26 protein-coding genes are annotated in these 25,741 nt (G+C 68.0%); 15 read left to right on the forward strand and 11 right to left on the reverse strand.

All coding sequences use genetic code 11. From position 1 onward, the window contains the following. Positions 1 to 1,263: helicase-associated domain-containing protein (locus tag VE172_RS24795; RefSeq protein WP_324804692.1), on the forward strand; the 1,263-nt coding region annotated here is incomplete at its 5' end. A gap of 26 nt (positions 1,264 to 1,289) precedes the next feature. Here the strand turns inward: VE172_RS24795 and VE172_RS24800 are convergent. Continuing rightward, the gene (locus VE172_RS24800) at positions 1,290 to 2,222 is read right to left on the reverse strand and encodes an NADP-dependent oxidoreductase (RefSeq protein WP_324804693.1); all 933 of its coding nucleotides are present in this window, start codon (positions 2,220 to 2,222) and stop codon (positions 1,290 to 1,292) included. Positions 2,223 to 2,358: 136 nt separating this feature from the next. Here VE172_RS24800 and VE172_RS24805 point away from each other — a divergent pair, with 136 nt between their 5' ends. The 4 genes from VE172_RS24805 to VE172_RS24820 all read left to right on the forward strand — a co-directional run bounded on the left by VE172_RS24805 (position 2,359) and on the right by VE172_RS24820 (position 4,806). Next, positions 2,359 to 2,880, forward strand: a complete 522-nt coding sequence (locus VE172_RS24805) for a MarR family winged helix-turn-helix transcriptional regulator (protein WP_324804694.1) — start codon at positions 2,359 to 2,361, stop codon at positions 2,878 to 2,880. Between the two features lie 76 nt (positions 2,881 to 2,956). Then, positions 2,957 to 3,274, forward strand: a complete 318-nt coding sequence (locus VE172_RS24810; protein ID WP_324804695.1) for a hypothetical protein — start codon at positions 2,957 to 2,959, stop codon at positions 3,272 to 3,274. 83 nt (positions 3,275 to 3,357) lie between these two features. Further along, positions 3,358 to 4,164: an ArsR/SmtB family transcription factor gene (locus tag VE172_RS24815; protein ID WP_324804696.1), complete on the forward strand. Its 807-nt coding sequence runs from the start codon at positions 3,358 to 3,360 to the stop codon at positions 4,162 to 4,164. Between the two features lie 90 nt (positions 4,165 to 4,254). After that, positions 4,255 to 4,806 (forward strand): isochorismatase family protein, encoded by a 552-nt coding sequence (locus VE172_RS24820; protein WP_324804697.1) that lies wholly within the window; start codon positions 4,255 to 4,257, stop codon positions 4,804 to 4,806. Here VE172_RS24820 and VE172_RS24825 read toward each other — a convergent pair. Continuing rightward, entirely contained in the window at positions 4,803 to 5,249 is a 447-nt protein-coding gene (locus tag VE172_RS24825) for a CBS domain-containing protein (protein WP_324804698.1), read from the reverse strand. The two genes, VE172_RS24820 and VE172_RS24825, sit on opposite strands and share 4 nt — an antisense overlap. A gap of 98 nt (positions 5,250 to 5,347) precedes the next feature. Here VE172_RS24825 and VE172_RS24830 point away from each other — a divergent pair, with 98 nt between their 5' ends. The 4 genes from VE172_RS24830 (at position 5,348) to topA (ending at position 11,598) form a co-directional block, all read left to right on the forward strand. After that, positions 5,348 to 5,677 carry an STAS domain-containing protein gene (locus VE172_RS24830; RefSeq protein ID WP_324804699.1) on the forward strand — a complete coding sequence of 110 codons (330 nt, stop codon included), beginning with the start codon at positions 5,348 to 5,350 and terminating at the stop codon, positions 5,675 to 5,677. A gap of 4 nt (positions 5,678 to 5,681) precedes the next feature. Beyond that, positions 5,682 to 6,113, forward strand: coding sequence for an ATP-binding protein (locus VE172_RS24835; protein WP_324804700.1), 432 nt, complete (start codon positions 5,682 to 5,684; stop codon positions 6,111 to 6,113). Positions 6,114 to 6,218: 105 nt separating this feature from the next. Further along, positions 6,219 to 8,567, forward strand: coding sequence for a sodium-translocating pyrophosphatase (locus VE172_RS24840; protein ID WP_324804701.1), 2,349 nt, complete (start codon positions 6,219 to 6,221; stop codon positions 8,565 to 8,567). A 310-nt stretch (positions 8,568 to 8,877) separates the two neighbouring features. Next, on the forward strand, positions 8,878 to 11,598 hold the full coding sequence (gene topA, locus VE172_RS24845) for a type I DNA topoisomerase (RefSeq protein WP_324804702.1): 2,721 nt from the start codon (positions 8,878 to 8,880) through the stop codon (positions 11,596 to 11,598). 563 nt (positions 11,599 to 12,161) lie between these two features. Here topA and VE172_RS24850 read toward each other — a convergent pair. From VE172_RS24850 to VE172_RS24860, 3 genes are all read right to left on the reverse strand, one after another. Then, complete coding sequence (locus VE172_RS24850) at positions 12,162 to 12,521, reverse strand: hypothetical protein (RefSeq protein WP_324804703.1); 360 nt, start codon at positions 12,519 to 12,521, stop codon at positions 12,162 to 12,164. A gap of 107 nt (positions 12,522 to 12,628) precedes the next feature. Next, positions 12,629 to 13,687: an aspartate-semialdehyde dehydrogenase gene (locus tag VE172_RS24855; protein ID WP_324804704.1), complete on the reverse strand. Its 1,059-nt coding sequence runs from the start codon at positions 13,685 to 13,687 to the stop codon at positions 12,629 to 12,631. A gap of 5 nt (positions 13,688 to 13,692) precedes the next feature. Continuing rightward, positions 13,693 to 14,958 (reverse strand): aspartate kinase, encoded by a 1,266-nt coding sequence (locus VE172_RS24860; protein WP_324804705.1) that lies wholly within the window; start codon positions 14,956 to 14,958, stop codon positions 13,693 to 13,695. 125 nt (positions 14,959 to 15,083) lie between these two features. Between VE172_RS24860 and VE172_RS24865 the strand changes: the two genes are divergently transcribed. Together VE172_RS24865 and VE172_RS24870 are read left to right on the forward strand one after the other, a co-directional pair. Continuing rightward, positions 15,084 to 15,893: a hypothetical protein gene (locus tag VE172_RS24865; RefSeq protein ID WP_324804706.1), complete on the forward strand. Its 810-nt coding sequence runs from the start codon at positions 15,084 to 15,086 to the stop codon at positions 15,891 to 15,893. Between the two features lie 39 nt (positions 15,894 to 15,932). Further along, positions 15,933 to 16,502, forward strand: a complete 570-nt coding sequence (locus tag VE172_RS24870; RefSeq protein ID WP_324804707.1) for a nitroreductase family protein — start codon at positions 15,933 to 15,935, stop codon at positions 16,500 to 16,502. Between the two features lie 6 nt (positions 16,503 to 16,508). On the opposite strand, the gene VE172_RS24875 is transcribed toward VE172_RS24870, so the two are convergent. Continuing rightward, positions 16,509 to 17,474 carry a helix-turn-helix transcriptional regulator gene (locus VE172_RS24875; protein WP_324804708.1) on the reverse strand — a complete coding sequence of 322 codons (966 nt, stop codon included), beginning with the start codon at positions 17,472 to 17,474 and terminating at the stop codon, positions 16,509 to 16,511. A gap of 63 nt (positions 17,475 to 17,537) precedes the next feature. Between VE172_RS24875 and VE172_RS24880 the strand changes: the two genes are divergently transcribed. Then, positions 17,538 to 18,761: an MFS transporter gene (locus tag VE172_RS24880; protein WP_324804709.1), complete on the forward strand. Its 1,224-nt coding sequence runs from the start codon at positions 17,538 to 17,540 to the stop codon at positions 18,759 to 18,761. A gap of 54 nt (positions 18,762 to 18,815) precedes the next feature. On the opposite strand, the gene VE172_RS24885 is transcribed toward VE172_RS24880, so the two are convergent. Together VE172_RS24885 and VE172_RS24890 are read right to left on the reverse strand one after the other, a co-directional pair. After that, entirely contained in the window at positions 18,816 to 19,037 is a 222-nt protein-coding gene (locus VE172_RS24885) for a hypothetical protein (protein ID WP_324804710.1), read from the reverse strand. Between the two features lie 76 nt (positions 19,038 to 19,113). Beyond that, a complete protein-coding gene (locus VE172_RS24890; RefSeq protein ID WP_324804711.1) occupies positions 19,114 to 19,983 on the reverse strand; it encodes a hypothetical protein in 870 nt (289 codons plus the stop codon). A 139-nt stretch (positions 19,984 to 20,122) separates the two neighbouring features. Between VE172_RS24890 and VE172_RS24895 the strand changes: the two genes are divergently transcribed. From VE172_RS24895 to VE172_RS24905, 3 genes are all read left to right on the forward strand, one after another. After that, positions 20,123 to 20,773, forward strand: coding sequence for an HAD family hydrolase (locus VE172_RS24895; protein WP_324804712.1), 651 nt, complete (start codon positions 20,123 to 20,125; stop codon positions 20,771 to 20,773). Positions 20,774 to 20,994: 221 nt separating this feature from the next. After that, complete coding sequence (gene leuA, locus VE172_RS24900) at positions 20,995 to 22,710, forward strand: 2-isopropylmalate synthase (RefSeq protein WP_324804713.1); 1,716 nt, start codon at positions 20,995 to 20,997, stop codon at positions 22,708 to 22,710. A 14-nt stretch (positions 22,711 to 22,724) separates the two neighbouring features. Next, positions 22,725 to 23,345, forward strand: a complete 621-nt coding sequence (locus VE172_RS24905; protein ID WP_324804714.1) for a GNAT family N-acetyltransferase — start codon at positions 22,725 to 22,727, stop codon at positions 23,343 to 23,345. Between the two features lie 496 nt (positions 23,346 to 23,841). Here the strand turns inward: VE172_RS24905 and VE172_RS24910 are convergent, their stop codons facing one another. From VE172_RS24910 to VE172_RS24920, 3 genes are read right to left on the reverse strand one after another with little or no spacing between them, the layout of a single operon-like run. Continuing rightward, on the reverse strand, positions 23,842 to 24,102 hold the full coding sequence (locus tag VE172_RS24910; protein ID WP_324804715.1) for a hypothetical protein: 261 nt from the start codon (positions 24,100 to 24,102) through the stop codon (positions 23,842 to 23,844). Continuing rightward, positions 24,095 to 24,391: a hypothetical protein gene (locus VE172_RS24915; protein ID WP_324804716.1), complete on the reverse strand. Its 297-nt coding sequence runs from the start codon at positions 24,389 to 24,391 to the stop codon at positions 24,095 to 24,097. Before VE172_RS24915 ends, VE172_RS24910 begins: the two co-directional genes overlap by 8 nt. Further along, positions 24,384 to 25,094: a hypothetical protein gene (locus VE172_RS24920; protein WP_324804717.1), complete on the reverse strand. Its 711-nt coding sequence runs from the start codon at positions 25,092 to 25,094 to the stop codon at positions 24,384 to 24,386. Before VE172_RS24920 ends, VE172_RS24915 begins: the two co-directional genes overlap by 8 nt. Positions 25,095 to 25,741: the final 647 nt, after the last annotated feature.

The raw sequence follows: 25,741 nt of genomic DNA on the forward strand, positions 1-25,741 counted from the left end.
GCCCGGCTGGCCAAGGCCTGGCTCGACTCCACACGCGACAGTCGGCTGGCGGGCAACCGCGCCGGACGGCAGCGCGGGGCCGCCGTGCTGTCGGAATCGCTGGTGGCGCGCACCGCGCCCCGGCTGCGCCGCGAGGTGCTGGGCCTGCTCGCCGAGGCCGCGCCGGGCACCCCGGTCGACGACGACACCGCCATGGACATCCTGGCCTGGCGCCGCCCCCGGCGCCGCGTCGACGACGCCGCCCGGGCGATCCTGGCCCAGGCGTCCTTCCTGGGAGTCACGGCCCGCGACGCCATCACCGGCTACGGCCGCCTGCTGATCGCCGAGCCCGCCGACGACCCGCTGGGCATCCACGCGCCCGACACCGAACCGCTGATCGCCGCCCTCGACGACCTGCTGCCGCCCCCGGTGGACGAGCTGGTGGTGCAAAGCGACCTCACCGTCATCGTCCCCGGACAGCCGTCCACCCTGCTGGCCGCCGAGCTGTCGGTGGTGGCGGACAAGGAATCCGTCACCGTCCACAGGGTCACCGAGGCCAGCCTGCGCCGCGCCATGGACGCCGGCTACACCGCCGAGGACCTGCGCGCCGTCTTCGCCAAGCGCGCCCGCGGCGACCTGCCGCAGACCCTCACCTATCTCATCGACGACGTGGCCCGCCGCCACGGCGGCCTGCGCGCGGGCCGCGCCGAGGCGTACCTGCGCAGCCAGGACGAGACCCTGCTGGCCCAGGTGCTCGCCGACCCCCGACTGACGGCCGCCCGACTGCGCCGCCTGGCCCCCACGGTCCTGATCAGCCCGCTCCCGCTGGAGGACCTGCTGGAGGCGCTGCGCGCCCGCGGCCACTCCCCGGTGGCCGAGGACTCCTCGGGCGCGGTGGTGATCGCCAGGGCCGTCGACCCGCGCGCCCCCGTCGTCGTCCGTCCCGAAAGGACGACCGACCCGACGCCTCGGGTGGACGGCGCCCCGCTGGCCGCCCTGGTCGAGACCGTTCGCGCCGCCCCGATCCCCGCCACCATCGGCGGCGCGGGGGCGCAGGCGGCCGCCGAGACCCTGCGCGACGCGGTCCCCGACCGCGCCCTGGTCTGGGTGGAGTATGTGGACGGACGCGGCGACCAGGTGCGCCGCCTGCTGCGCCCGGTGTCGTTGGGCTCGGGTTTCCTTCGCGCCGAAGACAAGCGGACCGACATGCTGCACACCATCGCGCTGTCCACGATCCGCTCGGTGACGCCGGTGTCCGTGCGAAGTGGTGGCACCGAGTCGTGACCCGGTGCCACCCGATCGCTCGCCGTTTACGGCGTCAGCACGGTCTTTCCAGCCAGTCGGCCGCTGACGGCCTCGTCGTGGACGGCGGCCAGCTCGGTCAGCGGGCGCCGCCGGGCCACGTCGATCCTCAGCTCCCCCGCGTCGACCAGCCCCACCAGCTCGGCGAGCTGGGAGGCGTCGCTGCGCACGTAGACCGACGCCGTCCGCACGCCGCGCGCGGCGTCGGCGGTGCCGGGGGTGGTGGTGCTGACGTAGATCCCGCCGTCGGCGACCAGGTCGACCAGCGCCTGGGTCTCCTCGTCGCCGGTGCGCACCAGGTTCAGCACGACGTCGAACCGCCGCCCGGCGACGGCCTCGACGACCGGGGTGGCGGCGTAGTCGACGACCCGGCTCGCGCCGAACGAGCGGACGCGCTCGGCGCTGCGCGCGCCGGCGGTCGCGGTCACCTCGGCCTTGGCCCGCGCGGCGAGCTGGACCGCGTACCCGCCGACGGCTCCGCCCGCGCCGTTGATCAGGATCGACTGTCCCGCCTTGAGGTCGGCGTGCTCGAACAGCGCCTGCCACGCGGTCAGCCCGACCGCGGGCAGCGCGGCGGCGTCGGCGAGCTCGCCGTGTTCGGGCGCGGCGGCAAGGATCTCGGCCGGAGCGGCGACGTACTCGGCGGCGGAGCCGGGCACGTTCATGGGCAGGAACCCGATCACCGCGTCGCCGGAGCGCAGGCTGCCGGCGCCCTCGCCGGTGGCGGTGACGACACCGGCGACGTCGACGCCGGGGGTGTGCGGAAACTCCACGGGGAACACGTCCTTCATCGTCCCCGCGCGGATCACCACGTCCACCGGGTTGAACGAGGTACCGGCCACCCTCAGCACCACCTGTCCGGCGCCCGGCACCGGGCGGTCGGTGTCCTCGTGGACCAGGACGTCGCTGTCGCCGTAAGCGTGGAAACGCACTGCCTTCATGATCGTTCTCCTTCGATGAATTGCTTCGATTTTGAAGTACCTGGCATCCATAACTACTTCAATTTCGAAGCGATTCCGGGATGGCGGGGTGTCGCTCGTCACGATGCTTGGAATTCGAAGCGGTTACGGTGGACGGGTGAACGGACCCGATGCCGACGGCGGCGATGTCCAGGCGCTCGATCCCCAGCAGATCGAGACCTACTTCGCGCTCACGGAGGCCGTCAGCCTGCTCCAGCACCAGGTCGAACAGCAGTTGCAGGCCGAGGGCGGCATCAGCACCGTGCAGTTCCAGGTCCTCGGCCGGCTCGTCGGCGCGCGCGGCCGGGCGACCATGACGCAGCTGGCCGACGGCGTCGTCTACAGCCGCAGCGGCCTGACCTACCAGGCCGGCCTGATGGAAAGGGCCGGGCTCATCACCCGCGAGGCCAGCCCCGACGACGAACGCGCCACCCTGGTCGCCATCACCGACAAGGGCCGGGCGCTGTTCGAGCGCGTCCTGCCCGGGCACATCCAGGTCACACGCCGCATGCTGATCGACCCGCTGTCCGATGAGGACATACGCCGCCTGGGCGACATCATGACCCGGGCGCGCGACCACATGCGCGCGCAGCCGCCCCGCTCCGCCCGGCGCGGGCGCCGCACCGGTTCCGCTTCCTAAACGGCGTCACGGATCGCGGTCTCGACCGTCCCACTCCCAACACCTCGGTTCGTTGGATCTACAAGGGAGTGTCGACATGTGTCATCAGTACCCGCAAGACCACACCCCGATCGCCCAGGAACCCGGCGCCGTCGTGATGCTCGGCATGTTCACCTGCGGCGGACGCCGCATCTCCGCCTTCACCATCATCGGCAGCAACGCGGTATGGCTCGACATCATCCCGTGCTTCGGCCGCGGCACCAGCCCCCTGGGCACCGTGGTGGGCGCCAACCAGCACGACCCGCGGCTGGTCGTCACGGCGCAGCACCACTCCTGGGCCGACCGCCCCGAGGTGAGCTGGCACCTCACCCACGAGGCGAAGCTGCTGCACTCCGAGACGATCGCGGAGCTGTGACGCGCGTCATATTGAAATGCAACCAAACGGATGCCTATTATCGGGATGCGCAACCAAAAGGTTGCTGATCGGATGATAGGGACATGGACGCGGTTTTCAAGGCACTCGCCGACGCCAGTCGCCGGAGCCTGCTCGACGCGCTGAACCGCCGCAACGGTCAGACGCTGACCGAGCTGGCGGCCGAACTGGACATGACGCGGCAGGCGGTGACCAAGCACCTCGGCATCCTCGAGGGCGCGAATCTCATCGTCACCGCCCGCGACGGGCGGCGAAAGCTGCATTATCTGAATGCCGCTCCCATCAACGACATCGCCGATCGCTGGATGGGTCGCTACGACCGCGCACGCGCGCGGGCCCTGGCCGACCTGAAACACGCATTGGAGGACGACGCCATGAGCAACACGGAATTCGTCTACGTCACCTACATCAACACGACCCCGCAACAGCTGTGGAGGGCGCTCACCGATCCCGCCTTCACCACCCAGTACTTCGGGAGCGGCGGGCCGAAGTCCGACTGGAAGGTCGGCTCGACCGTCCTGTGGAGCACCGGCTACGGGGCCGAATTCCACGACTGGGGCCAGAAGGTCCTGGAGGCCGAGCCGAACCAGCGGCTGTCCTACACCTGGCACAACTACGAACCCGAGATGCGACAGTTCATGCCCGACGCGACGGACGCCGAATGGGAGGAGATGCGCGCCGAACCGCGCGCCAAGGTCACCTTCGACATCGAGTCCACGGGCGACGAGACGGTCAAGCTGACCGTGACGCACGACGGCTTCGCCCCCGACAGCAAGATGCTCCAGGGCATCAGCCAGGGCTGGCCCGGCATCCTGTCCAGCCTCAAGTCGGTGCTGGAGACGGGCAAGCCGCTGGACCCCGCATCCATGTGACTCGACATTTCCGCCGCGCGAACCCCGGCCGATGTCGGCGGTCGGGGTTACCGTGGCGGAGGAAACCGCCAGGTCACCCGAGGAGCCACCATGACCACCCTGCCCGACCGCCCCCGCACCGCGCTGCTCGTCGTCGACCTGCAAGACGGCGTCCTGGAGGGCACCCACGACACCGAGTCCGTCGTCGCCAACGCCACGACTCTGGTCGACAAGGCGCGCAGCGAGGAGGTGGCCGTGGTGTGGGTGCAGCAGACCGACGACAACCTGCCCGAGGGCAGCGAGCGCTGGCAGCTCGCCGGTGGCCTGAGCCCGCGGGACACGGAGCGGCGGGTGCTCAAGGAGTACGCCGACTCCTTCGAGGAGACCGAGCTGGAGTCGGTGCTGGCCGCGGCGAAGGTGGGGCGGCTGTTCGTGATCGGCGCCCAGACCGACGAGTGCGTCCGCTCCACGCTGCACGGCGCGATCGTGCGCGGCTACGACGCGATCCTGGTCGGCGACGCCCACACCACCGAGGACCTCACCGAGTGGGGCGCCCCCTCACCCGACCTGGTCATCGCGCACACCAACCTCTACTGGGGAGGCCACCGGGCCCCGGGCCGCACCGCCGGAACCGTCACGACCAAGGAAGTCAATTTCTCCTAGGTCGCCAACACTCGGTCAAGCAGGCTGTCGGCGGTGATGGCGCCCGTCATCCGCTTGTCGGCGCCCAGCACCGCCACGATCGGGATGCGCACCTGGGCCATCAGCGCGGCGATCTCCAACAGGGTCGCGTCGGCGGGCACCACGGGCAGTTCGCGGGTCTCGTCGGGCAGCAGTTCGCGGACGGTCCTGCCGCCCAGCCCGTTGACGAAGGTGTCGGCGGCGGCCTCGTCGATGACGCCCGCCAGCGTCGGGTCGTCCTGGATGTAGCGGGGCACCGCCATCCGCAGCACCTGGGTGGCCGCCAGCACCGTGCAGGGAGAACCGTTGTCCCCCAAGACGATCAGGCCCGGCAGGTCGTTGCCCGCCATCAGGCGCGCCGCCTCCAGCGCCGGGGTGTCCAATGTGACCGTCGGGAAATCGGTGGCGAGATCGCTGGCACGCATGGTTCCGAGTATCACACCACCGGGCCCCGGACCCGCTTCACGATCGACGGCGACTCGCTACTCTGTGGGACAAGTTTGACTCTTCCAAAGGCGGGACGATGGAACTGACGATCCACACCCGGACGGCCGGGACGCGCACCGTGGTCGACGTAGGCGGCGAGATCGACATGTACACGGCCACCAGCCTGCGGGAACGGATCCTCCAACTGCTGCGCGAGGGCGTCACCGCGCTGGCCATCGACGTCAACCAGGTGGAGTTCTGCGATTCCACCGGATTGGGTGTCTTCATCGGCGCCTCGCGCCGCCTCCGCGAGATGAATGGCAGCCTGATCATCGTGTGCGCCCGCCCGCAGATGCTGAAGATCTTCCAACTCACCGGACTGGACAAGGTGCTCGACATACGCGACTCGCTGCCGACGGACGGCTGAGCGTATGGCGACGGTCCGTTTCGGATTCACCCCTGCCCCGGTGCACGTCCGCACCGCCCGCCTCGTCGCCGCGTCGGTCGCGCAGCAGGCCCGGCTCAGCCCCGATCTGCTGGACGAGGTGCGCCAGGCCGCCGGCGAGGCATGCACCCGGGCCGTGGCGCGCCATCGCCGCCACGGCGTCGACGCCCTCGTCCGCATGAAGTTCGCGATCGGTGCTCGATTCGTGGCAGAAGTTGCAGACTTTGCGCCCGTTACGCGCACCGACATGCTTGACGACGCGGCCGACTCCATGGAGCTGGCCGCCGGACCCACCGACGAGGACACCCTGACCGAGGAGGTCGCCCTCACCCTGCTTTCGGGGCTGGTGGCGGATCTACAGGTCATGGACGCGCCGAACGGCATCGGGTCGACGGTGCGGATGTCCTGGCCCCTGTGACCTCCGGTGTCGCACACCACTACCACGCGGCCCACTCTCCACCGTTACACTGCCGCAGGTTATCGCCCCGAGCCCAAACGGGGATTAAAAGATCCAGGAGAGCAAATGCCTTACTCGTTGCTTGCCGATGGGCAAGGCGGTTCGGCGGGCGTCAACGTCACTTACGTTGTACTGGCCGCCGTCCTGGCGCTTATCGCGCTGGGCTTCGCCGCCGCATTGGTCAAGATGGTGCTGTCTACCGGCAAGGGCACCGAAAAGATGCAGGAAATCGCCGGCGCCGTCCAAGAGGGCGCCTCGGCCTACCTGCGCCGCCAGTTCCGAACCCTCGTCATCTTCGTGGTCGTCGCGATGGTCCTGTTGTGGCTGCTTCCGGTGCACGACACCGCGTTGAGCGCCACCATGGTCAAGATCGGACGCAGCGCGTTCTTCGTGGTGGGGGCCGGATTCAGCGCCTTCATCGGCTGGGCCGGCATGTCGCTGGCCACCCGCGCCAACCTGCGCGTGGCCTCGGCCGCCCGCGACGGCAGCCGCACCGGAGCCATGCAGATCGCGTTCCGCACCGGCGGCGTGGTCGGCTTCCTCACCGTGGGTCTGGGCCTGTTGGGTGCCTCCATCGTGGTGCTGGTGTTCAAGAAGGACGCCGCCACCGTGCTGGAGGGCTTCGGCTTCGGCGCCGCCATGCTGGCCATGTTCATGAGGGTCGGAGGCGGCATCTTCACCAAGGCCGCCGACGTCGGCGCGGACCTGGTGGGCAAGGTGGAGCAGGGCATCCCCGAGGATGACCCCCGCAACGCCGCCACCATCGCCGACAACGTGGGCGACAACGTCGGCGACTGCGCCGGCATGGCCGCCGACCTGTTCGAGTCCTACGCGGTCACCCTGGTGGCCTCGCTGATCCTCGGCCACGTGGTCTTCGGCGACACCGGCCTCACCCTGCCGCTGGTCATCGGTGGCGTCGGCATCGTCACCGCGATCATCGGTGTCTTCATCACCCGGCTGCGGGCCAACGACCGCAACGGCCTGACCGCCATCAACCGCGCGTTCTTCATCTCCGCGATCATCGCGGCGGTGCTGTCGGCGGCGGCGATCTACGCCACCGTCCCGAAGACCTGGCAGGACCTCGGCGTCGCCAAGAGCATCTACGCTCACGCGCCGCTGTCGCCGCAGGTGACCGCGATCGTCGCGGTGGTCATCGGCATCGTGCTGGCGGCCATCATCATGGCGCTGACCGGCTACTACACCGAGACCGAGAAGCGCCCGGTCACCGACGTCGCCAAGACCTCGCTGACCGGACCGGCCACCGTCATCCTGTCCGGCATCTCGCTGGGCCTGGAGTCCGCGGTGTTCTCGGCCCTGCTGATCGGCGCGGGCGTGTTCGGCGCCTTCCTGCTGGGTGGTTCCAGTGCGCTGTTCGTGTCGCTGTTCGCCATCGCGCTGGCCGGTTGCGGCCTGCTGACCACCGTCGGCGTCATCGTGGCCATGGACACCTTCGGCCCGATCAGCGACAACGCGCAGGGCATCGCCGAGATGTCCGGCGACATCGACGAGGCGGGCGCCCGCACCCTGACCGACCTGGACGCGGTGGGCAACACCACCAAGGCCATCACCAAGGGCATCGCGATCGCCACCGCCGTTCTGGCGGCGACCGCGCTGTTCGGTTCCTACAACAGCGCCCTGGGCGACGCGTTGACGACCGCGGGCGAGAATGTCGACGACGTCACCTCGACCCTGCTGAGCATCGCCAGCCCGGCCAACATCGTCGGCGTGATCGTCGGCGCGGCCGTGGTGTTCCTGTTCTCCGGACTGGCCATCAGCGCCGTGTCCCGGGCGGCGGGCGCCGTGGTCTACGAGGTGCGTCACCAGTTCAAGACGTTCCCCGGCATCATGGACGGCACGCAGCGTCCCGAGTACGGCCGCGTGGTCGACATCTGCACCCGTGACGCCCAGCGCGAGCTGGCGACCCCGGGTCTGCTGGCGATCCTGGCCCCCATCGCGGTGGGCTTCGGTCTGGGAATCGGCTCGCTGGCCGCCTACCTGGCCGGCGCGATCGCCTGCGGCGTGCTGATGGCGATCTTCCTGGCCAACTCCGGTGGAGCCTGGGACAACGCCAAGAAGGCCGTCGAGGACGGCGCGCACGGCGGCAAGGGCTCCGAGGCCCACGACGCCACCGTCATCGGCGACACCGTTGGTGACCCGTTCAAGGACACCGCCGGCCCGGCGATCAACCCGCTGATCAAGGTGATGAACCTGGTCTCGCTGCTGATCGTCCCGGCCGTGGTGGCCCTGAGCTACGGCGACACCAAGAACACCCCGGCGCGCATCGCGATCGCCGTGGTGGCCCTGCTGATCATCGTGGCAGCCGTCGCCTGGAGCCGCAGCAAGCCGATCACCGTCGGGGACGACGAGGCCTCCGACAACGGTGCCGAGAAGGACAAGGTGGGCGCGGACGCCTAGGCGCTCGCGAGCTCGCGAACACGACGTGGGGGTGTCCCGGTTTCGGGGCGCCCCCGCGGCGCGTCCACGGGAGGGCCGCGAATCGGGACGAAATGTCGGCGAATGCACATCGCATTGGCGGGCGGCGACCCAGCGTTGTAGGGTGCGCATGACGCGTGTTCGCGCGGTAGGCGGCGACGCGCTCTAGAAATAAGGCAGGCAGAGGCAATTTCGGGGTGCGCGACCGGCGAGCGCGTTCAGACGTTACCTTTGTGAACCTGCCCGCAGCACGTCGGCACGCCCTTTATCCGATTGACGAGTGGGATTGAACGTGGCTCCATCCAAGCGACTGGTCATTGTCGAGTCTCCGGCCAAGGCCCGGACGATCGCCGGCTACCTCGGCGATGGATACATTGTGGACTCCAGCCTTGGTCATATCCGCGACCTACCGCGCAACGCCAAGGAGATCCCGCCGAAGTACGCCAAGGAGCCCTGGTCGCGGCTCGGCGTCGATGTGGACAACGACTTCACACCGCTCTATGTGGTCAATCCCGACCGCAAGTCACACGTCAAGACCCTGAAGGACGAACTGTCCGAAGCGGACGAACTCCTGCTGGCCACCGATGAGGACCGCGAGGGGGAGGCGATCGCCTGGCACCTGCTGGAGACGCTGAAGCCCAAGGTCCCGGTGAAGCGCATGGTGTTCCACGAGATCACCAAGGGCGCGATCCAGCAGGCGGTGGCGAACCCGCGCGAGATCTACATGTCGCTTGTGGACGCGTACAAGGCGCGGCGGGTGCTGGACCGGCTGTACGGCTACGAGGTCTCGCCGGTGCTGTGGAAGAAGGTGATGCCCCGGCTGTCGGCGGGTCGGGTGCAGTCGGTGACCACCCGCATCGTGGTGGAGCGGGAGCGGGCCCGGATGGCCTTCGTGGCCGCCGACTACTGGGGAATCACGGCGAACCTGCGAGCGGCCGACGGGGCGCGCTTCGACGCCAACCTGGTCGCCTTCGACGGCGACCGCGTGGCCACGGGCAAGGACTTCGACTCGGCGACGGGGCGGGCCAAGCCCGGGGTGGTGCATCTGGACGAGGCGGGGGCGCGCGGGCTGGCGGCCCGACTGTCCGATGTGCCCTACACGGTGGATCGGGTGGAGAACAAGCCGTATCGGCGCCGCCCCTATCCGCCGTTCATGACGTCCACATTGCAGCAGGAGGCGTCGCGCAAGCTGCGGCAGTCCAGCGCGCAGACCATGCGGGTCGCGCAGCGGCTGTACGAAAACGGCTACATCACCTATATGCGAACCGACTCCACGAACCTGTCGGACACCGCGCTGAACGCGGCGCGCCGCCAGGCCGCGCAGTTGTACGGCGATCGGTACGTGCCCGCCGAGCCGCGTCGCTACGCGCGCAAGGTGAAGAACGCCCAGGAGGCGCACGAGGCGATCCGCCCGGCGGGCGACACCTTCCGCACGCCGTCGCAGCTGGCGGGCGAGCTGTCCACCGAGGACCTGCGGGTGTACGAGCTGATCTGGCGGCGCACCATCGCCTCCCAGATGACCGACGCGGTCGGAAACTCGGTGTCGGTGCGGATCTCGGTCACCAGTTCGTCGGGTGAGGACTGTCAGTTCGGCGCCAGCGGCAAGACCATCACCGACCCCGGCTTCCTGAAGGCCTATGTGGAGTCCACCGACGACGGCGAGAGCGACGACGCCGAGCGCCGCCTGCCCGAGTTGGAGCGCGGCCAGGGCCTGACCGCCAACTCCCTGGAGGCGGGCGGCCACAGCACCCAGCCCCCCGCGCGCTACACCGAGGCGTCCCTGGTGAAGGCCCTGGAGGAGCGCGGGATCGGGCGCCCGTCGACCTACGCGACCATGATGCAGACCATTCAGGACCGCGGCTACGTGTTCAAGCGCGGCCAGGCCCTGATACCCGCGTTCGTGGCGTTCGCGGTGGTAGGCCTCATGGAGAAGCACTTCCCGCAGCTGGTGGACTACGACTTCACCGCGGGCATGGAGTCCGAACTGGACGACATCGCCGCTGGCGACAGCGCCTCCCTGGACTTCCTGCGGGACTTCTACTTCGGCGGCGAGGGCGGCGAGGGCACGGTCTCGGCGGCGGGCGGTCTCAAACAGATGGTCGGCGAGGAGCTCGGCCGCATCGACGCGCGCGGGGTCAACTCGATCCCGCTGTTCAACGACACCCAGGGCCGTCGGGTGGTGGCGCGGGTGGGGCGTTACGGCCCCTACCTGGAGCGCTTCGGCCCCGACGCCGACCCCGCCGAGCCAGGCGAGCGGGTGTCGATCCCCGAATCGGTCGCCCCCGACGAACTCACGGTCGCCAAGGCCGAGGAGCTGTACGAGGTCGGTTCGGGCGAAAGGGAACTGGGCAACCACCCCGACACGGGCGAACCCGTCTACGCCAAGTCGGGACGGTACGGCCCGTACGTCACCAGCGGCGAGAAGTCGGCGTCGCTGCTGTCCGACATGAAGCTCAAAGAGATCACTCTGGACGATGCCGTCCGCCTCCTCACCCTGCCACGACTGGTGGGTGTGGACACCGACGGCGAGGAGATCCGCGCGGGCCTCGGCCCCCACGGCCCCTACGTCGTCAAGAAGCGCGACTACCGCTCCCTCGACAACGAGGACCAGCTGTTCACGGTCACCCTGGAACGGGCCCAATCCCTTCTGGCGCAACCGAAACAGCGCGGCCGTAGCGCGGCGCGCCCGCCTCTGAAGGAGCTGGGCACCGACCCCGCCACCAAGCTGGCGGTGGTCATCAAGGACGGCCGCTTCGGTCCATACGCGACGGACGGCGAAACCAACGCCTCGTTGAAGAAGACCGACACCATCGAGGACATCACGATCGATCGCGCCTCGGAGCTGCTGGCCGAACGCCGCGCCAAGGCCCCCGTCGCGAAGAAGGCCACCAAGAAGGCGGCCAAGAAGACGACCGCGAAAAAGGCCGCGAAGAAAACCACGGCAAAGAAGGCCGCCAAAAAGACAACGGCGAAAAAGAGCACCGCCAAGAAAGCGGCAAAGAAGAGCTCCTAAAAACTCCCCCTGCGGTGCCCTGTTTTGCCACAAGGCTCTGTTGGAGGAGACGCCCTTGCAACTCCCTCGACAGAGTCATGCAATTCCGAAAGGCTCTGCGGAGAGGATGTCCCTGACACTTCCTCTACCTGGTCATGTCATGGCGCAAGGCAGTGTTCGAGACGACTTCGAAACTCGCCCTACAAGGCGCCATTTAGCAAACGAATCCCCGCTGGTACGGCCCGACCTCGAGACTCCACACTGCTGGGCCCACACAACAACGCCATGTCGGAAAAGACCGCCCTCGAAACTCCCTCGACAGAGTCATGCGATTCCGAAAGGCTCTGCGGAGAAGATGCCCCTGAAACTCCCTCTACCTGGTCATGTCATGGCGCAAGGCAGTGTTCGAGACGACTTCGAAACTCGCCCTACAAGGCGCCGTCCAGTCGACGAACCCCCATTGGCACAGCCCGACCTTGAGACTCCACTGCTGGGCCCACACACCACGACGTCGGGTAGATGAACGTGGAACTCTCCTCCACAGGGGCCTTCTGTATCCCAAGACGCGGCAGCGGAACCTTCTTTTACTTGTTGATCAGGTAGACGTCCGCCGTGCGGCCGCTGTCGGTGAACTTGAAGTGTTCCACCTGGTCTTCGGGGCAGGCCTTGTCGCTGTAGTGCCACTTGTCGTCCATGAACGCCTTGATCTGGGCGCACTTGCCGTCGATGCGGGTGTCCTTGACCCAGCCCTGGACGACTATCTCGTCGCCCGAGCACTTGGCGGTCCAGTGGGCGAGGCCGCCTGGGACGTCGGCGTTCACCGAGTCGGTGCAGCCCGTGCGCGGTTCGATGTCCGCCTGCGCGACCACCACGGGACCCGCGACGGCCGCCGTGCCCGCCACTACCGCCACGGTGATCCACCGAGCGCGCCTCGTCTTCAGCATTCCCCTTGCCTCCGGGCCAGGGCCATTTCACGGCCTCGTGCTTTACGTCCCGTCAAGGTTTTCAGGTTTCGCGGTCGGCTGCCTCCTACGGAAGGACCGCTTACCCGTTATGCGAACTCGGGGAGCAGCAGCTCCGCGATCTGGGCCGAGTTCAGCGCCGCGCCCTTGATCAGGTTGTCGCCGACCACGAAGAACTCCAGCGAGCGCGGGAAGTCCAGCGACTGGCGCAGCCGCCCGATCAGGGTGTCGTCGCGGCCCGCCGCGTCGATCGGCATCGGGTAGAGCCCCGCGGCGGGGTCGTCGACGACCGCGACGCCTGGCGCGTCCTCCAGCGCCTTGCGGGCGCTGTCGACGTCCACCTCGGCGTCGAACGTGGCGTGCACGGCCTGGCTGTGTCCCGCCATCACGGGCACCCGCACGCAGGTCGAGGCGACCGCGAGGTTCGGCAGGTCGAGGATCTTGCGGGTCTCGTTGCGGACCTTGAGCTCCTCCGATGTCCAGCCGTTGTCGCGCCACCCGCCGACCTTCGGCACCACGTTGAGCGCCAGCGGCGCGCCGAAGACCTCGGACGATCCCTCGCCGAGCGCCTCGCGCACGTCGCTGGTGGCGAAGCCGATGTCGCGCCTGCCGCCGATCGCGGCCAGCTGGTCGTACAGCGCGTCGATGCCTTCCTTGCCGCCGCCCGAGGCGGCCTGGTACGACGCCACCGACATCGACTTCAGGCCGAACGCGCGGTGCAGGGCGGCCAGGGAGGGGATCAGCGCCAGGGTGGTGCAGTTGGCGTTGGCGATGATTCCCTTGGGGCGGTTGCGAACCGCGTCGGGGTTGGCCTCGGGCACCACCAGCGGCACCTCGGGGTCCATCCGAAACGCCCCCGACTTGTCGACCACGATGACGCCGCGCGCCGCCGCGATCGGCGCCCAGTGCGCGGAGATCTCGTCGGGCAGGTCGAACTGCGCGACGTCCACGCCGTCGAAGACCTCCTCCGACAGCGCCTGGACCGTGACCTCGCGTCCCCGCACGGTCAGGGTGCGCCCCGCCGAGCGCGGCGACGCGACCAGGCGGATCTCGCCCCACACGTCGGCGCGCGCCGAGATCACGTCGCGCATCACGGTTCCCACGGCGCCCGTGGCGCCGACGATGGCCAGGGTCGGCTTGCGGCTCATGGCGATTACCTCCCCGTCCCGGCGTAGACGACGGCCTCTTCCTGGCCGCCCAGGTCGAAGGCGTCGTGGACGGCGGCCACGGCCGTGTCCAGCTCGGTGTCGCGGCACACCACCGAGATGCGGATCTCCGAGGTGGAGATGATCTCGATGTTCACGCCCGCCTGGGAAAGCGCCTTACAGAAGGTGGCGGTGACGCCGGGGTGGGATCGCATTCCCGCGCCCACCAGCGACACCTTGCCGATGTGGTCGTCGTACAGCAGGCCGTTGAAGCCGATCTTGTCGCGGGCCTTTTGCAGCGCGGCCATGGCGGTGGGCCCGTCGGTCTTGGGCAGCGTGAAGGAGATGTCCGTGCGCCCCGAGTCCTTGGTGGAGATGTTCTGGACGATCATGTCGATGTTGATCTCGGCGTCGGCGACCACCTCGAAGATCGCGGCGGCCTGGCCGGGCTCGTCCGGCACCGCCAGCACGGTGATCTTGGCTTCGCTGCGGTCGTGCGCGACGCCGGTGATGAGGGCTTGCTCCACGGGAAGATCCTCCATTGAACCGGTCACGAGGGTGCCGGGCTTGTTTGAGTACGACGAACGGACGCGCAGGGGAAGGTTGGACCGCCGGGCGTATTCCACGGCGCGCAGGTGCATGATCTTGGCGCCGGACGCGGCCAGCTCCAGCATCTCCTCGTAGGTGATCTGGTCGATCCGCTTGGCGCGCGGGACGATCCGGGGATCGGCGCTGTACACGCCGTCCACATCGGAGTAGATCTCGCACTCGTCGGCGTACAGCGCCGCCGCCAGGGCCACCGCGGTGGTGTCCGAGCCGCCCCGACCCAGCGTCGTGATGTCCTTTGTGTCCTGCGCGATGCCCTGGAACCCGGCGACGATGGCCACCGCGCCCTCGTCCAGCGCGCCGCGGATCCGCCCCGGCGTGACGTCGATGATGCGGGCCTTGCCGTGCGCCGAGGTGGTGATCATGCCCGCCTGCGAGCCGGTGAAGGAGCGCGCCTCGTAGCCGAGGTTGTTGATCGCCATGGCCAACAGCGCCATCGAGATCCGCTCGCCGGAGGTCAGCAGCATGTCGAGCTCGCGGGGATGCGGCAGCGGCGACACCTGCGCGGCCAGGTCCAGCAGCTCGTCCGTGGTGTCGCCCATCGCCGAGACCACTACGGCGACATCGGTTCCGCGTTTTCGCGCCGAGACGATACGCTCGGCGACCCGCTTGATGCGCTCGGCGTTCTCCACCGAGGATCCACCGTATTTTTGGACAACCAGGGACAAAGTCCGTACACCGCTTTCTACGTAGTGTCGCTTAGGCCACATCGTCGTGGCGGCTCATCGAAGCCTATCGTCACCGTCGGCGCGTCGCCGGACACTATCGGCGCGCGCGTGCGCAAAATAACACCGTGCGCGCATTTAAGTCTATTGTGATCGGTTCGGTGACGGCGCTGCTGATCGGCGGCTGCGGCAGCGGGACGGTGTCGGGGCGTCCCCCCGCCAGCCCGAGCCCGAGCGCCCCGTCCAGCACCCGCGACCGGGCGCACGTCGACTCCAGCAAGGCCGCGGGCGAGCTGGCGGGGCGGGCCGCGGCGTCCAAGGACCACCACTACCGCGCCACCTACCGCTACGACCGGGGCAGGGGAAAGGCGGTGGACGTGACGGTCGCGGTGGCCGCCGACGGCGCCTGGCAGGTGGAGGTGCCCGGCGGGGCACGCGGCGGCAAGGTCGACGTCACCATCGCGCACGATCGCAACGGCTACTTCCAGTGCGCCACGGTGAAACGCCGCACCTGCGTCGCGGTGACGGGCAGCGCGGGGAAGCTGCCCGCGTCGATCGATCCGGTGGTGGAGCACGTGTTCACCGACTGGATGGACCACCTGCTGAATCGGCGGGTCCCGGTGTCGGTCACCTACGCCGATCGCCTGCCCGGCGCCGATGCCAAGAGCCGCTGCTACTGGCTGGAGACCAATTCGGTGACGGTCTCCTCGCCGGTGCCCCCGGGCACGTACTGCCTGCGTCCCGACGGCCTGATCACCGCCGCCAAGAGCGACTTCGGGACGCTGCGCCTGGACGGCGAGCCCGAACCGGGTCCATCCACATTGAAGCTCCCGGGCGACGTGGCGGACTCCGATCCGTTGCCCACCAAGGCCCCGCCCAAGCCGAAGCCGAAGCCCTCCAAGTCCCCAACCGCGAAACCGACAAAGCGGAAGCCGTGACATGATTGAGGCGCGACACGATCCTCAAGGAGCCCGCCGGTGTCTTCCCGCCACGCCAAGACCGCTCAGCCGATCAACCCCCTGCTGGCCGCGCGCCACTCCACCCGCGCCTTCGACACCTCGGTGTCGCTGACCGACGCCCAGGTGACCGCCATGCTGGAGGCCGCCCGCTGGGCCCCGTCGGCGGGCAACACCCAGCCCTCGCGCTTCATCGTGGCGCGCAAGGAATCCGACGCCTTCAAGCGGGTGCTGGGCTGCCTGAACCCCGGCAACCAGGGCTGGGCGCAGCACGCGGCCATGCTCGTCGTGGGCGTCTACGTCGCCGAAAACGCCAAGGGCCCGCTCGGCCACGCCCAGTACGACCTGGGCCAGTCCATGGCCCACCTCACCCTGCAGGTGCTGTCCGAGGGCCTCAGCATCCGCCAGATGGCGGGATTCTCCCCCGACGCGGTCGCCAAGGAGTTCGACCTGCCGCCGACCCTGGTTCCCAAGACCGTCGCGGCCATCGGCGCCAAGGGCGACCCGTCCGCGCTCCCCGACGACCTGCGCGGCCCCGACGACTCCCCGCGCGAGCGCCTGCCGCTGGACGAGCTGGTCATCGCGCAGTAGCCGTCCTCAGCGGTATCGGGCCGCCATCGCCTCGGCGGTCTCGGCCAGGCGGGTCCGCAGTTCCTTGGGGGACAGGGCTTCCACGTCGGCGCCCAGGCGAAGCAGCTCGCCCGTGGCGTGGTCGGGGTTCTCGATCGGGACCGTCGCGGTGACCCAGCCGTCGGGTTCGGGCGGTGCCTCGCCGATGGGGCGCGCCATGGCCGGATCGAGCAGGTCGGGCGCCAGTTCCGCGCCGTGGGGCGACACCCTGATGGTGGCCGTCGCGCCGCGCAAACGCGCCGACAGGCCAGCGATATACGACTTCCAGTGGGCGGCCAGGTCGAAGCCCTCGGGGCGCTCGAACTCCTCGTCCAGCGTCGTCAGCTCGAGAACCCGCGAGATCCGATAGGTGCGCACCCGGCCCCGCGCCGCCGCGACGAGATACCAGCGTCCCGCCTTCAAAACGACGCCGAGCGGTTCCAGACGCCGGGTCACCTCTTTCGGGGTTTCCCAACGGCGGTAACGGATCTCGACGCGACGCTGGGCCCACACCGCCGCCGTCACCTCCGCCAGGAACGGCACCTCGTCGGCGTCGGCGTACCAGTCGGGGGCGTCGAAGTGGAAGCGCTCGGTCATGCGCGCCATCAGGTCGCGGTGCCCCGACGGCACCGCCGCCAGCAGCTTCAGCCGCGCCGCCGACAGGTCGCCGAGCAGCCCGAGCTGGGCGGCGGCGTCGGGCAACCCCGCCAACACCAGCGACCGCGCCTCCGACTCGGTGAGCCCCGTCAGGCGCGTGCGGTACCCCTCCAGCAGCCGATACCCGCCCTGCGGGCCCGTATGCGCGTACACGGGGACGCCCGCCAGCGCCAGCGCGTTGATGTCGCGGTACACGGTGCGCTCGGACACCTCCAGCTCCGCGGCGAGCTGCGCGGCGGTGAGGTGTCTGCGGTCCTGCAGCAGCAGGACGATCGTCATCAGACGGCTGGCCTTCACCGACGAAAAACTACCCGCCATCCCTGACAGCAGATGGCAGGAATGCTCGGCAGTCTTGGCGGCATGACCCCCACAACGACGCCCGACCGCGCCGAACGCCTGATCATCCCCGCCACCCTGATCACCTGCCTGGGCAACAACATCCAGCTCACCGCCGCCGCGCTGCTGGTGCTGGGCCTCGACCACAGCGCCATGTCGATGGCCTGGGTGTTCATCGCGGTGGCGGTGCCGCAGGCGCTGCTGTCGGCGCCCGCGGGATGGCTGGCCGACCGCTTCGACCGCCGCGGTCTGTGTCTGACGTGCGACCTGGTCAGCGCGGTGCTGGCGGCGGCGATCCCCGCGACCCTGGCGCTCGGGTTGGCCGCCCCGCCCGTGATCTACACGGCCACCCTCGGCCTGGCGGCGGTCTCGGCGCTGTTCACCACCGCCAGCACGGCGCTGGTCAAGGAGCGGGTGAACCCGACGCGGCTGGGCCGATTCGGCGCCAACTTCGACATGGCCACCTCGGCGGGCAACCTGCTGTCCACCGCGCTGGGCGGCGTCGCCGTGCAGGTGTTCGGTCCCGAGCCGCTGTTCGCGGTCAACGCCGTGACGTTCGCGGGCTCGGCGGTGTGCTGGTTCCTCATCGGCCGCCGCCACGCGCCCGCGCCCACCCCCGAAACGGCGCCCCGTCCACGCCCCGCCGAGGACCAACGCGGCCCCCTGGCGCGACTCGGCACCCTGTTCGGGCTCACCACCATCATCCTGATGGCGTCCAATGTGCTCATCGTGCTGCTTGTGATCCAGATGTTCCACCAACCGCCCGGGGTGCTGGGCGTGATCGACGGCCTGGCGGGCTGCGGCATGCTGCTCGGCGGGTTCATCTACAAGCGACTGAGCTCGCGCGTCAACGACGTGACACGCGCGTTGGTCGGGTTTCTCGGGCTGTTGGCCGTGATCGGCCTCCAACCCAACATCGGCCCCGTCGGCATGCTGCTGTTCCTGCCTGGCGGCATCGCGTTCGGCCTGTCCAGGGTCGCCTCCCGCAATCTCCTGTTGACCCATCTCGGCTCCGACAGCGCGGGTCGCGACTTCGGGATCATCAACGCCGTCGGCATGGGTTGCGGTGTGGCGGTGACGGTCGCGGTCTCGCTGACGGCTGATCTGATCGCCCCGCGCCACGCGTTCACGGTGCTGGCGATCGTGGTGGTCGCGATCGCCCCCGCCACGGCCGCCTCCCTGCGCCGCGCGCGGGTTCGCGATGTCGCCACGGTCTCGGCCCCCGTCACGGTGACCTCGGGCCGATGACGTCGCCCGAGGCGGTCACCAGGGGGGCTAGGCGAGCTGACAATCGCCGAGTGCCTAAGGAAAGGGATTCTCTCCCAAAATGGCCCCGATGGCACGGTGACTCCACTCGTCCAGCACGTCAGGGTCCGTGCACTCCAGGATTTCGGTGCGTACCGCGTCTGAGATGGGGACGCTGCCCATTTCGAGAACCTCGACCACCGCTGTCGCCTTGCCCTCGGCGCGCAGCCTGGCGTCGATCGCGCTCTGGATTATGTGGTTCGGAATGCTACGGATCATGTGGGTTGGAATGCTACTGACCATGTCTTTCCAATGCTTGTCTGCAGGTGTGGTGTGCCGCTTACCGCAGTGCAACTCAGGCGAAGAGGTCCTCGGCGGACGTTGCTGCGACCGCACGGTCAAACCAGCGATCGAGCGTCTCCAGATCGGTACACGACAACACCCGTTGACGCGTTTCCTCGGAAATCTGGATGCCACGCTGCTCAAGAAGCCGCAGTACGTTCCGTGCGGTCGCTTCTTCGCGGCCTTCCTCGCGCAGCTTGGTAGCGAGCGTGCCCTGAAGCATGTGAGGCGGGACGTTAAGAATCATGTCTCTCCAATGTTTGCGCGCAAGCGTGTCGCCCAAGCCCGCCTCGACGAAATCGAAGAGGACCCCAGCCGTGTCGGGATCCGTCGAGCTCAAGGCCGTGACAAGCGCTTCCAGTATGACAGTGACGCCTGCATCGCGTCGATGTGTGAGCGCGGAAAACACCGCCAGGGTGATGTCGCGACGCGCCGTCTCGGCATTCGTGATGGCGGGGACGTTTTCTGGCCCCAGCACCAACGGCGACACCACCATCGACGCGTGAGCATCGAGACCGATCTCGATGGGACCGCGCGCCCATCTCGTGGTGGCGGCTTTCGACGTCACGACGATCAACGTCACTTGGCAGTGGAACTTCGCGTGCAGGTAGGCGATGTAGTACGGCCAGCTTTCGTACTTCGACCGATCGACATCGGACTGCGACTCGATGGCGAAGATGTGGCGAACACCTTTGGTTTCCGCCATCAGCACCGTGTCGACGCGGCGTTCGATGGGTTCCAGCTCGGTGACGTCGGCGTTGATCACGGTCATCGACTCGGGCTCAAAGCAATCGACACCGAGCAAATCTGTCAAAGCCCGCGACACGAGCGCGTGATCCTTGGTGAATATGCGGTGCAGGGCTTCGTGGGGGGAAGTAACCACATCATCACGCTACTTACAGCAACATAGTGCTCACAATCCACTGTCGCCACAAGTTGCGTGGGTCACATTGGATGGTCCGATTTGTCAGCCCAATCGTCAGGCACCATGGGATCGCAGCGACATAACGATGGGAGCGATCGTGACGCCAAAGCTGGTCATCTTCGACAACGACGGGGTGCTGGTCGACTCCGAGCGACTCTCCAATGTGGTCTTCATGAACCTGTTGACCGAAGTGGGGTTGCCGACCACGTTCGACCAGGCCGTCGAGCGCTACATGGGCAAGCGCACCACCGACTGCGTCGAGGACATCGAGTCCCGCCTGGGCCGAGCGCTGCCCGACGACTTCATCGCCACCTACGAGCGTCGCTGCGCCGAGGTGTTCCAGCGCGAGCTCACCGTCGTACCTGGCGTTCCCGAGTTGCTGGATGCCCTGCGCGCCACGGGAATCCCGTACTGCATCGCCTCGTCGGGCAGCCCCGACGAGATCGCCGTGCGCCTGCGTCTCACGGGGTTGGCCGAACGCTTCGGCGACAACGTCTTCAGCGCTCGCCTCGTGAAGCGCGGCAAGCCCGCCCCCGACCTCTTCGCCTACGCCGCCGACGCGATGGGCGCCGATCCTGGCGACTGCGTCGTCATCGAGGACTCGGTCGCGGGCGTGACGGGTGCCGTGGCCGCGGGCATCCGCGTCATCGGCCACGCGGGGCTTCAGCCGCCCGAGCGCCTGGTCGCGGCGGGTGCGTCCGAGGTCGTCACGGGCATGGACCAGGTGGCGCCCCTGCTGGGCGTGTGACCGCCCGCGCGAGTAACGCCGCTCTCAAATCGTGGGAGCCTGCTCGGCTTCGAGCGGTTGATGACGTAGTGTTCGGCACTGTTATGCGGCGTGTACTGCTTCTTGGTTGCCGCGGCGGGGCTCGATAGCGAGCTGGCTCCCCGTCGCGGAGTTGTTCGTGTGCCGGTTGACGACATTCGTCCCCACCATCAACTTTCCTCACCAAGGAGCCTCGTACTCTCATGTCCTTCGCGACCAAGGTCAAGCGTTACCGTCCGTACCACGAACAGTTCACCGTCGACCTGCCCGACCGACAATGGCCCTCCCGCCGCATCGACTCGGCCCCCGTGTGGTGCGCCGTCGACCTGCGCGACGGCAACCAGGCCCTGATCGACCCGATGTCCCCCGAGCGCAAGCGCCGCATGTTCGAGCTGCTGGTTCGCATGGGCTACAAGGAAATCGAGGTGGGTTTCCCCGCCGCCAGCCAGACCGACTTCGACTTCGTGCGCACCCTCATCGAGCAGGACCTGATCCCCGACGACGTCACCATCCAGGTCCTGGTGCAGTGCCGCGAGCACCTGATCGCCCGCACCTTCGAGTCGCTGCGGGGCGCCAAGCGCGCCATCGTCCACTTCTACAACTCGACGTCCACCCTGCAACGCCGCGTGGTCTTCGGCCTGGACAAGGCGGGCATCACCGACATCGCCACCCAGGGTGCCCGCCTGTGCAAGAAGTACGCCGAGATCGAGACCCCCGACACGGCGATCCGCTACGAGTACTCCCCCGAGTCGTACACGGGCACCGAGCTGGAATACGCGGTCGAGGTGTGCGCGGCGGTCGCCGACGTCATCGAGCCCACCCCCGACTGGCCGCTGATCGTCAACCTGCCCGCGACGGTGGAGATGGCCACCCCCAACGTCTACGCCGATTCGATCGAGTGGATGCACCGCCACCTGCCCCGCCGCGAGTCCATCGTCCTGTCGGTCCACCCCCACAACGACCGCGGCTGCGGCGTCGCCGCCGCCGAGTTGGCCATGATGGCGGGCGCCGACCGCGTCGAGGGCTGCCTGTTCGGCAACGGCGAGCGCACGGGCAACGTCGACATCGTCACCTTGGGGCTCAACATGTTCAGCCAGGGCATCGACCCTGGCATCGACTTCTCCAACATCGACACGATCAAGCGCGCGGTCGAACACTGCAACCAGCTGCCCGTCCACGAGCGCCACCCCTACGCGGGCGATCTGGTCTTCACGGCCTTCTCGGGCTCCCACCAGGACGCGATCAACAAGGGCTTCGCGGCCCTGGAGACCGACGCGGCCGACGCGGGAGTACCCGTGGACGACTTCCGTTGGGAGGTCCCGTATCTGCCGATCGACCCCGCCGACCTGGGCCGCTCCTACGAGGCGGTCATCCGCGTCAACTCCCAGTCGGGCAAGGGCGGCGTCGCCTACATCCTGAAGTCCGAGTACGGCCTGGATCTGCCGCGCCGCATGCAGATCGAGTTCTCGGCGGTCGTCCAGTCCCACACCGACACCGAGGGCGGCGAGGTCACTCCCGAGGCGATGTTCACGATCTTCGAGCGCGAATACTCGGTCGACGAGCAGATCGAACGCCGCCTCACCATCGGCGACCACACCTCCAGCACCCTCGGCGACGGCTCGGTCAACGTCGACGCCGCCGTCACCCTGGACGGCGTGGACCACAAGATCTCGGGCACGGGCAACGGCCCCCTGTCGGCCTTTGTGGACGCGATGGCGACCGTCGGCGTCGAGGTCAACGTCCACGACTACGCCGAACACGCCCTCACCGCGGGCCAGACCGCCCGCGCGGCGGCCTATGTGGAGTGCCAGATCGGCGACGAGACCCTGTGGGGCGTAGGCGTTCATGAGAACATCGTCACCGCGTCGATGCGAGCCGTGGCCAGCGCGATCAACCGCGCGGGGCGCGCGTCCGCCTAGAAGAGAGGTACTTCATGGGCTTCACGCTTCGGGGACCCGTGCTGGAGGGCCAACGGGTGCGGCTGGAACCGTTGACGCGCGGTCATGCCGACGCACTCGCGGCGGCGGGCGAGACCGACCGCGCGGCCTTCGGGCACACCTGGGTACCCACGGCGTCGAACGTCCACTACTACATCGACGAGCTCTTCAAGCTCGCCGACGCGGGCAGGCTGGCGCCCTACGCACAGATCAAGGTCGCGACGGGCCAGGCCGTGGGCGCCACGTCCTTTTGGGACCCACGGTTCTGGCTGTCCGACGACAAGCTGTCGGCCATCGAGATCGGCTTCACGTGGCTGAGCGCTTCGGCACGCGGCACTGGCATCAACACCGAGGCCAAGTACCTCCTGATGCGCCACGCCTTCGAGGAGTGGAACGTCGCGCGAGTCGACATGAAGACCGACGCGCGCAACGCCCGATCCCGTGCGGCCCTCGAGAAGGTGGGCGCGCAATTCGAGGGCGTCCTCCGCAACTGGTCCCGCTCCTGGGCCCCAGGCGAGGACGGCAGGCTGCGCGACTCGGCGATGTTCGCGGTCATCGATTGCGATTGGCCGTCGTGCAAGGCGCGTCTGGAGGGCATGCTCGCCGACGTTCGTTGACGTGTCGCTGGTGGTTTGGCTGCATTGGTGAGGGGCTTGGTCTGCCGTCGCGTCATCTTCCCCAGCGTCGTCGTGGCCTGGCGCGATGTGAGATGGCTGTCGGGTTGCGCTTGGTCGCCTTGGCACGCCGTCGTTTCGTGGACATCGCGCGATACTTCGCCGACAAGTCTCCTGCCCATCCGAGGGTGTGTCTGAAATGGTCGGTGAGTGGCGTGCAGGGCCAGGGCTGGCCACACTCGTGGCACTTGGGTAGGACCCACAGGATCGGGAACAGGCCCAAAGCGATGACGGCCCTGAGTCGCCGTTTGGGCAGGTGTCGTTTCGGGATGTCGAATCGCTTGCCGACTTCGCGGGCACGATCGGCCAGGGGCCCGTGTGGGTACATCAGCCCGAACCTGAGGGTGGGTGCGGTGTCGGGGTCGAAGATGCGCACGTGCACGGGGCCTGTGGGTCCGTGTTCGGTGTAACTGTGGACAGACATGGCCTTTTGATCCCCCTACTGTTGTTCTCGGGCTTGGGTGATGAACGTTTGGGCCTGTTCGAGGTCGGTGGCTGCCGAAAACAGGACACCGAGTGCGTTGGTGATGTGTTCGGATGCGGCGATGATGAGCATCGGGTCGTTGCCGAAACCGATACCTGACCCGAGCTGCGCGATACGGTTTGCCAGTTCCTCGGCGTTACCCGTGTGCATATGTGCCTCCGAGGCCATGGCCACGGCGTTGGCGACGGCTTCGGAGAGTTCGTCGAGTTCAGACACGAGGCAGCGCCTTCGCGAGTTGGCGGCGGGTGCGCCACAAGCCTTGGGCTTGTGTGATCAAGTGCCATCTGACGGCGGGCTCGGACGCCCAGATCCCGTGCGGGAGGGACACTTTCAACACGGGGCGGGTGCTGTCGATGTCCTTGATCGAACCCAGATGCGAGGCGATACCTCGGTGTCCGATCACATCAAGGTGGACGGTGAACGTGCCTTCAATCGTGATGGCGGAGACCTGACGCATGGACGCGGTGAACAGACCTAGCATGATCACCACAGTGGAATCACTCATCGCCCTCACCCTCGTCGTTGTCGGTCGGGTTGTGGTTGGTGCTTGGTTCCTCGGCCGCGTCTGTTGTGGGGGTGTGGTCTGCCGCCCCGTTGTCGGGTTCGGTGTTGGCAGGGGCATGGTCGCCGTGGTGGTAAGGCTCGCGCATGCAGCCTGGTGTGGGGCAGAACAGGGAAATGGGGACGGTGCCTGCTTGGGCGTCGCTGATCAACGCCATCTGGCGGGTGAGTCCTGGAGTGGTTTCTTCGAAGGCCGTCGCGATCTCGATAGCGCGAATACGAGCGTCATGAGGGCCATGAGCACGGTAGGGAAGCAGGACACACCAGATGGTTGCTTCTGCTTGGGCTGCTTCCAAGTTCGCTGCCGAGTGATTCGGTGGATTGGCGGGCTCGGTCCACACCAAGCTCATACCGTCGCGCCCACGATGAGCGAAGGCAGAGTCGACCGTGGTGTACCAGCCGACGGGACGACCGACGTCGAGCAGGACGCAGGAGCCGTCGTTGGCTTGGATCCCTTGGAAAGCCACCCGTGCGCGTGGCCCGTCTGCGGTGTCGGTGAACTCGCAGAACGCGAAACGACGCCCCCGCTGCGAACGCGCAGCGGTAGCGAGTTTCGCCTGCATAGCCACGTCGTGGCAGATGGGTGCGGGCGGTGGCGGGTCCTCATTGGGTTCGAGGAATTCGACGTCGCAGGTACGAAGAAGCATGGGCTATTTCCCTTCTGGGTTGGTGAATCTGAAGGTGTGTTCAGCCTGGTTAAGGCTGGGTTCAGCAAGACCGTTCTAGGCTCGAATTAGGCGTGGAGGCTGGAGGACCCCAGCCCCAAATTCCTATGTGGTCTCGTCGTGCGTGTTGGGTGGGGCGGGCGCGCGGGCACGAGACGGTGCTTTCGGGTGCAGGACGAAGAGAACCCGTACAGCACCACCTCGGTGCGGTGGAGGAAAACCCACGCAACCCGCCCCACCTGCGCGCAACTCACCTCACGAGGGCATGCGCGACTTGTGGAAAAGACTGTGGAAAGTGCGGGCGTCAGCGCTGAACAGGAATCGCCAACGGCGGGTCATCGGGACGATGACGCACGCAGCCGTTGACGGGGCAGTGCGCGCCAGGCACGCGACGCCGCAGTTGACGCGGAAACGACGGATCGCTCGCAGCCCTATGGGTGGCGATCAACCACCACACCTCCACCCGAAGACGGTGGATCGCGGCAACCACGAGGTCCTCACCACACACCCCAGCAGGCAGCGGGTGCGACAATGGGCAACGTTCGGTTATCTCCTCCACGAGGAGACCTCCGTTCTTTAGGACCGAGGCGGGGACAAGGTCGCCAAACTTTGCGTACCCGCCTCGGTCG

Origin of the sequence: Stackebrandtia sp., from assembly GCF_035643755.1 — a bacterium.
In the GTDB taxonomy this organism is placed as follows: domain Bacteria; phylum Actinomycetota; class Actinomycetes; order Mycobacteriales; family Micromonosporaceae; genus Stackebrandtia.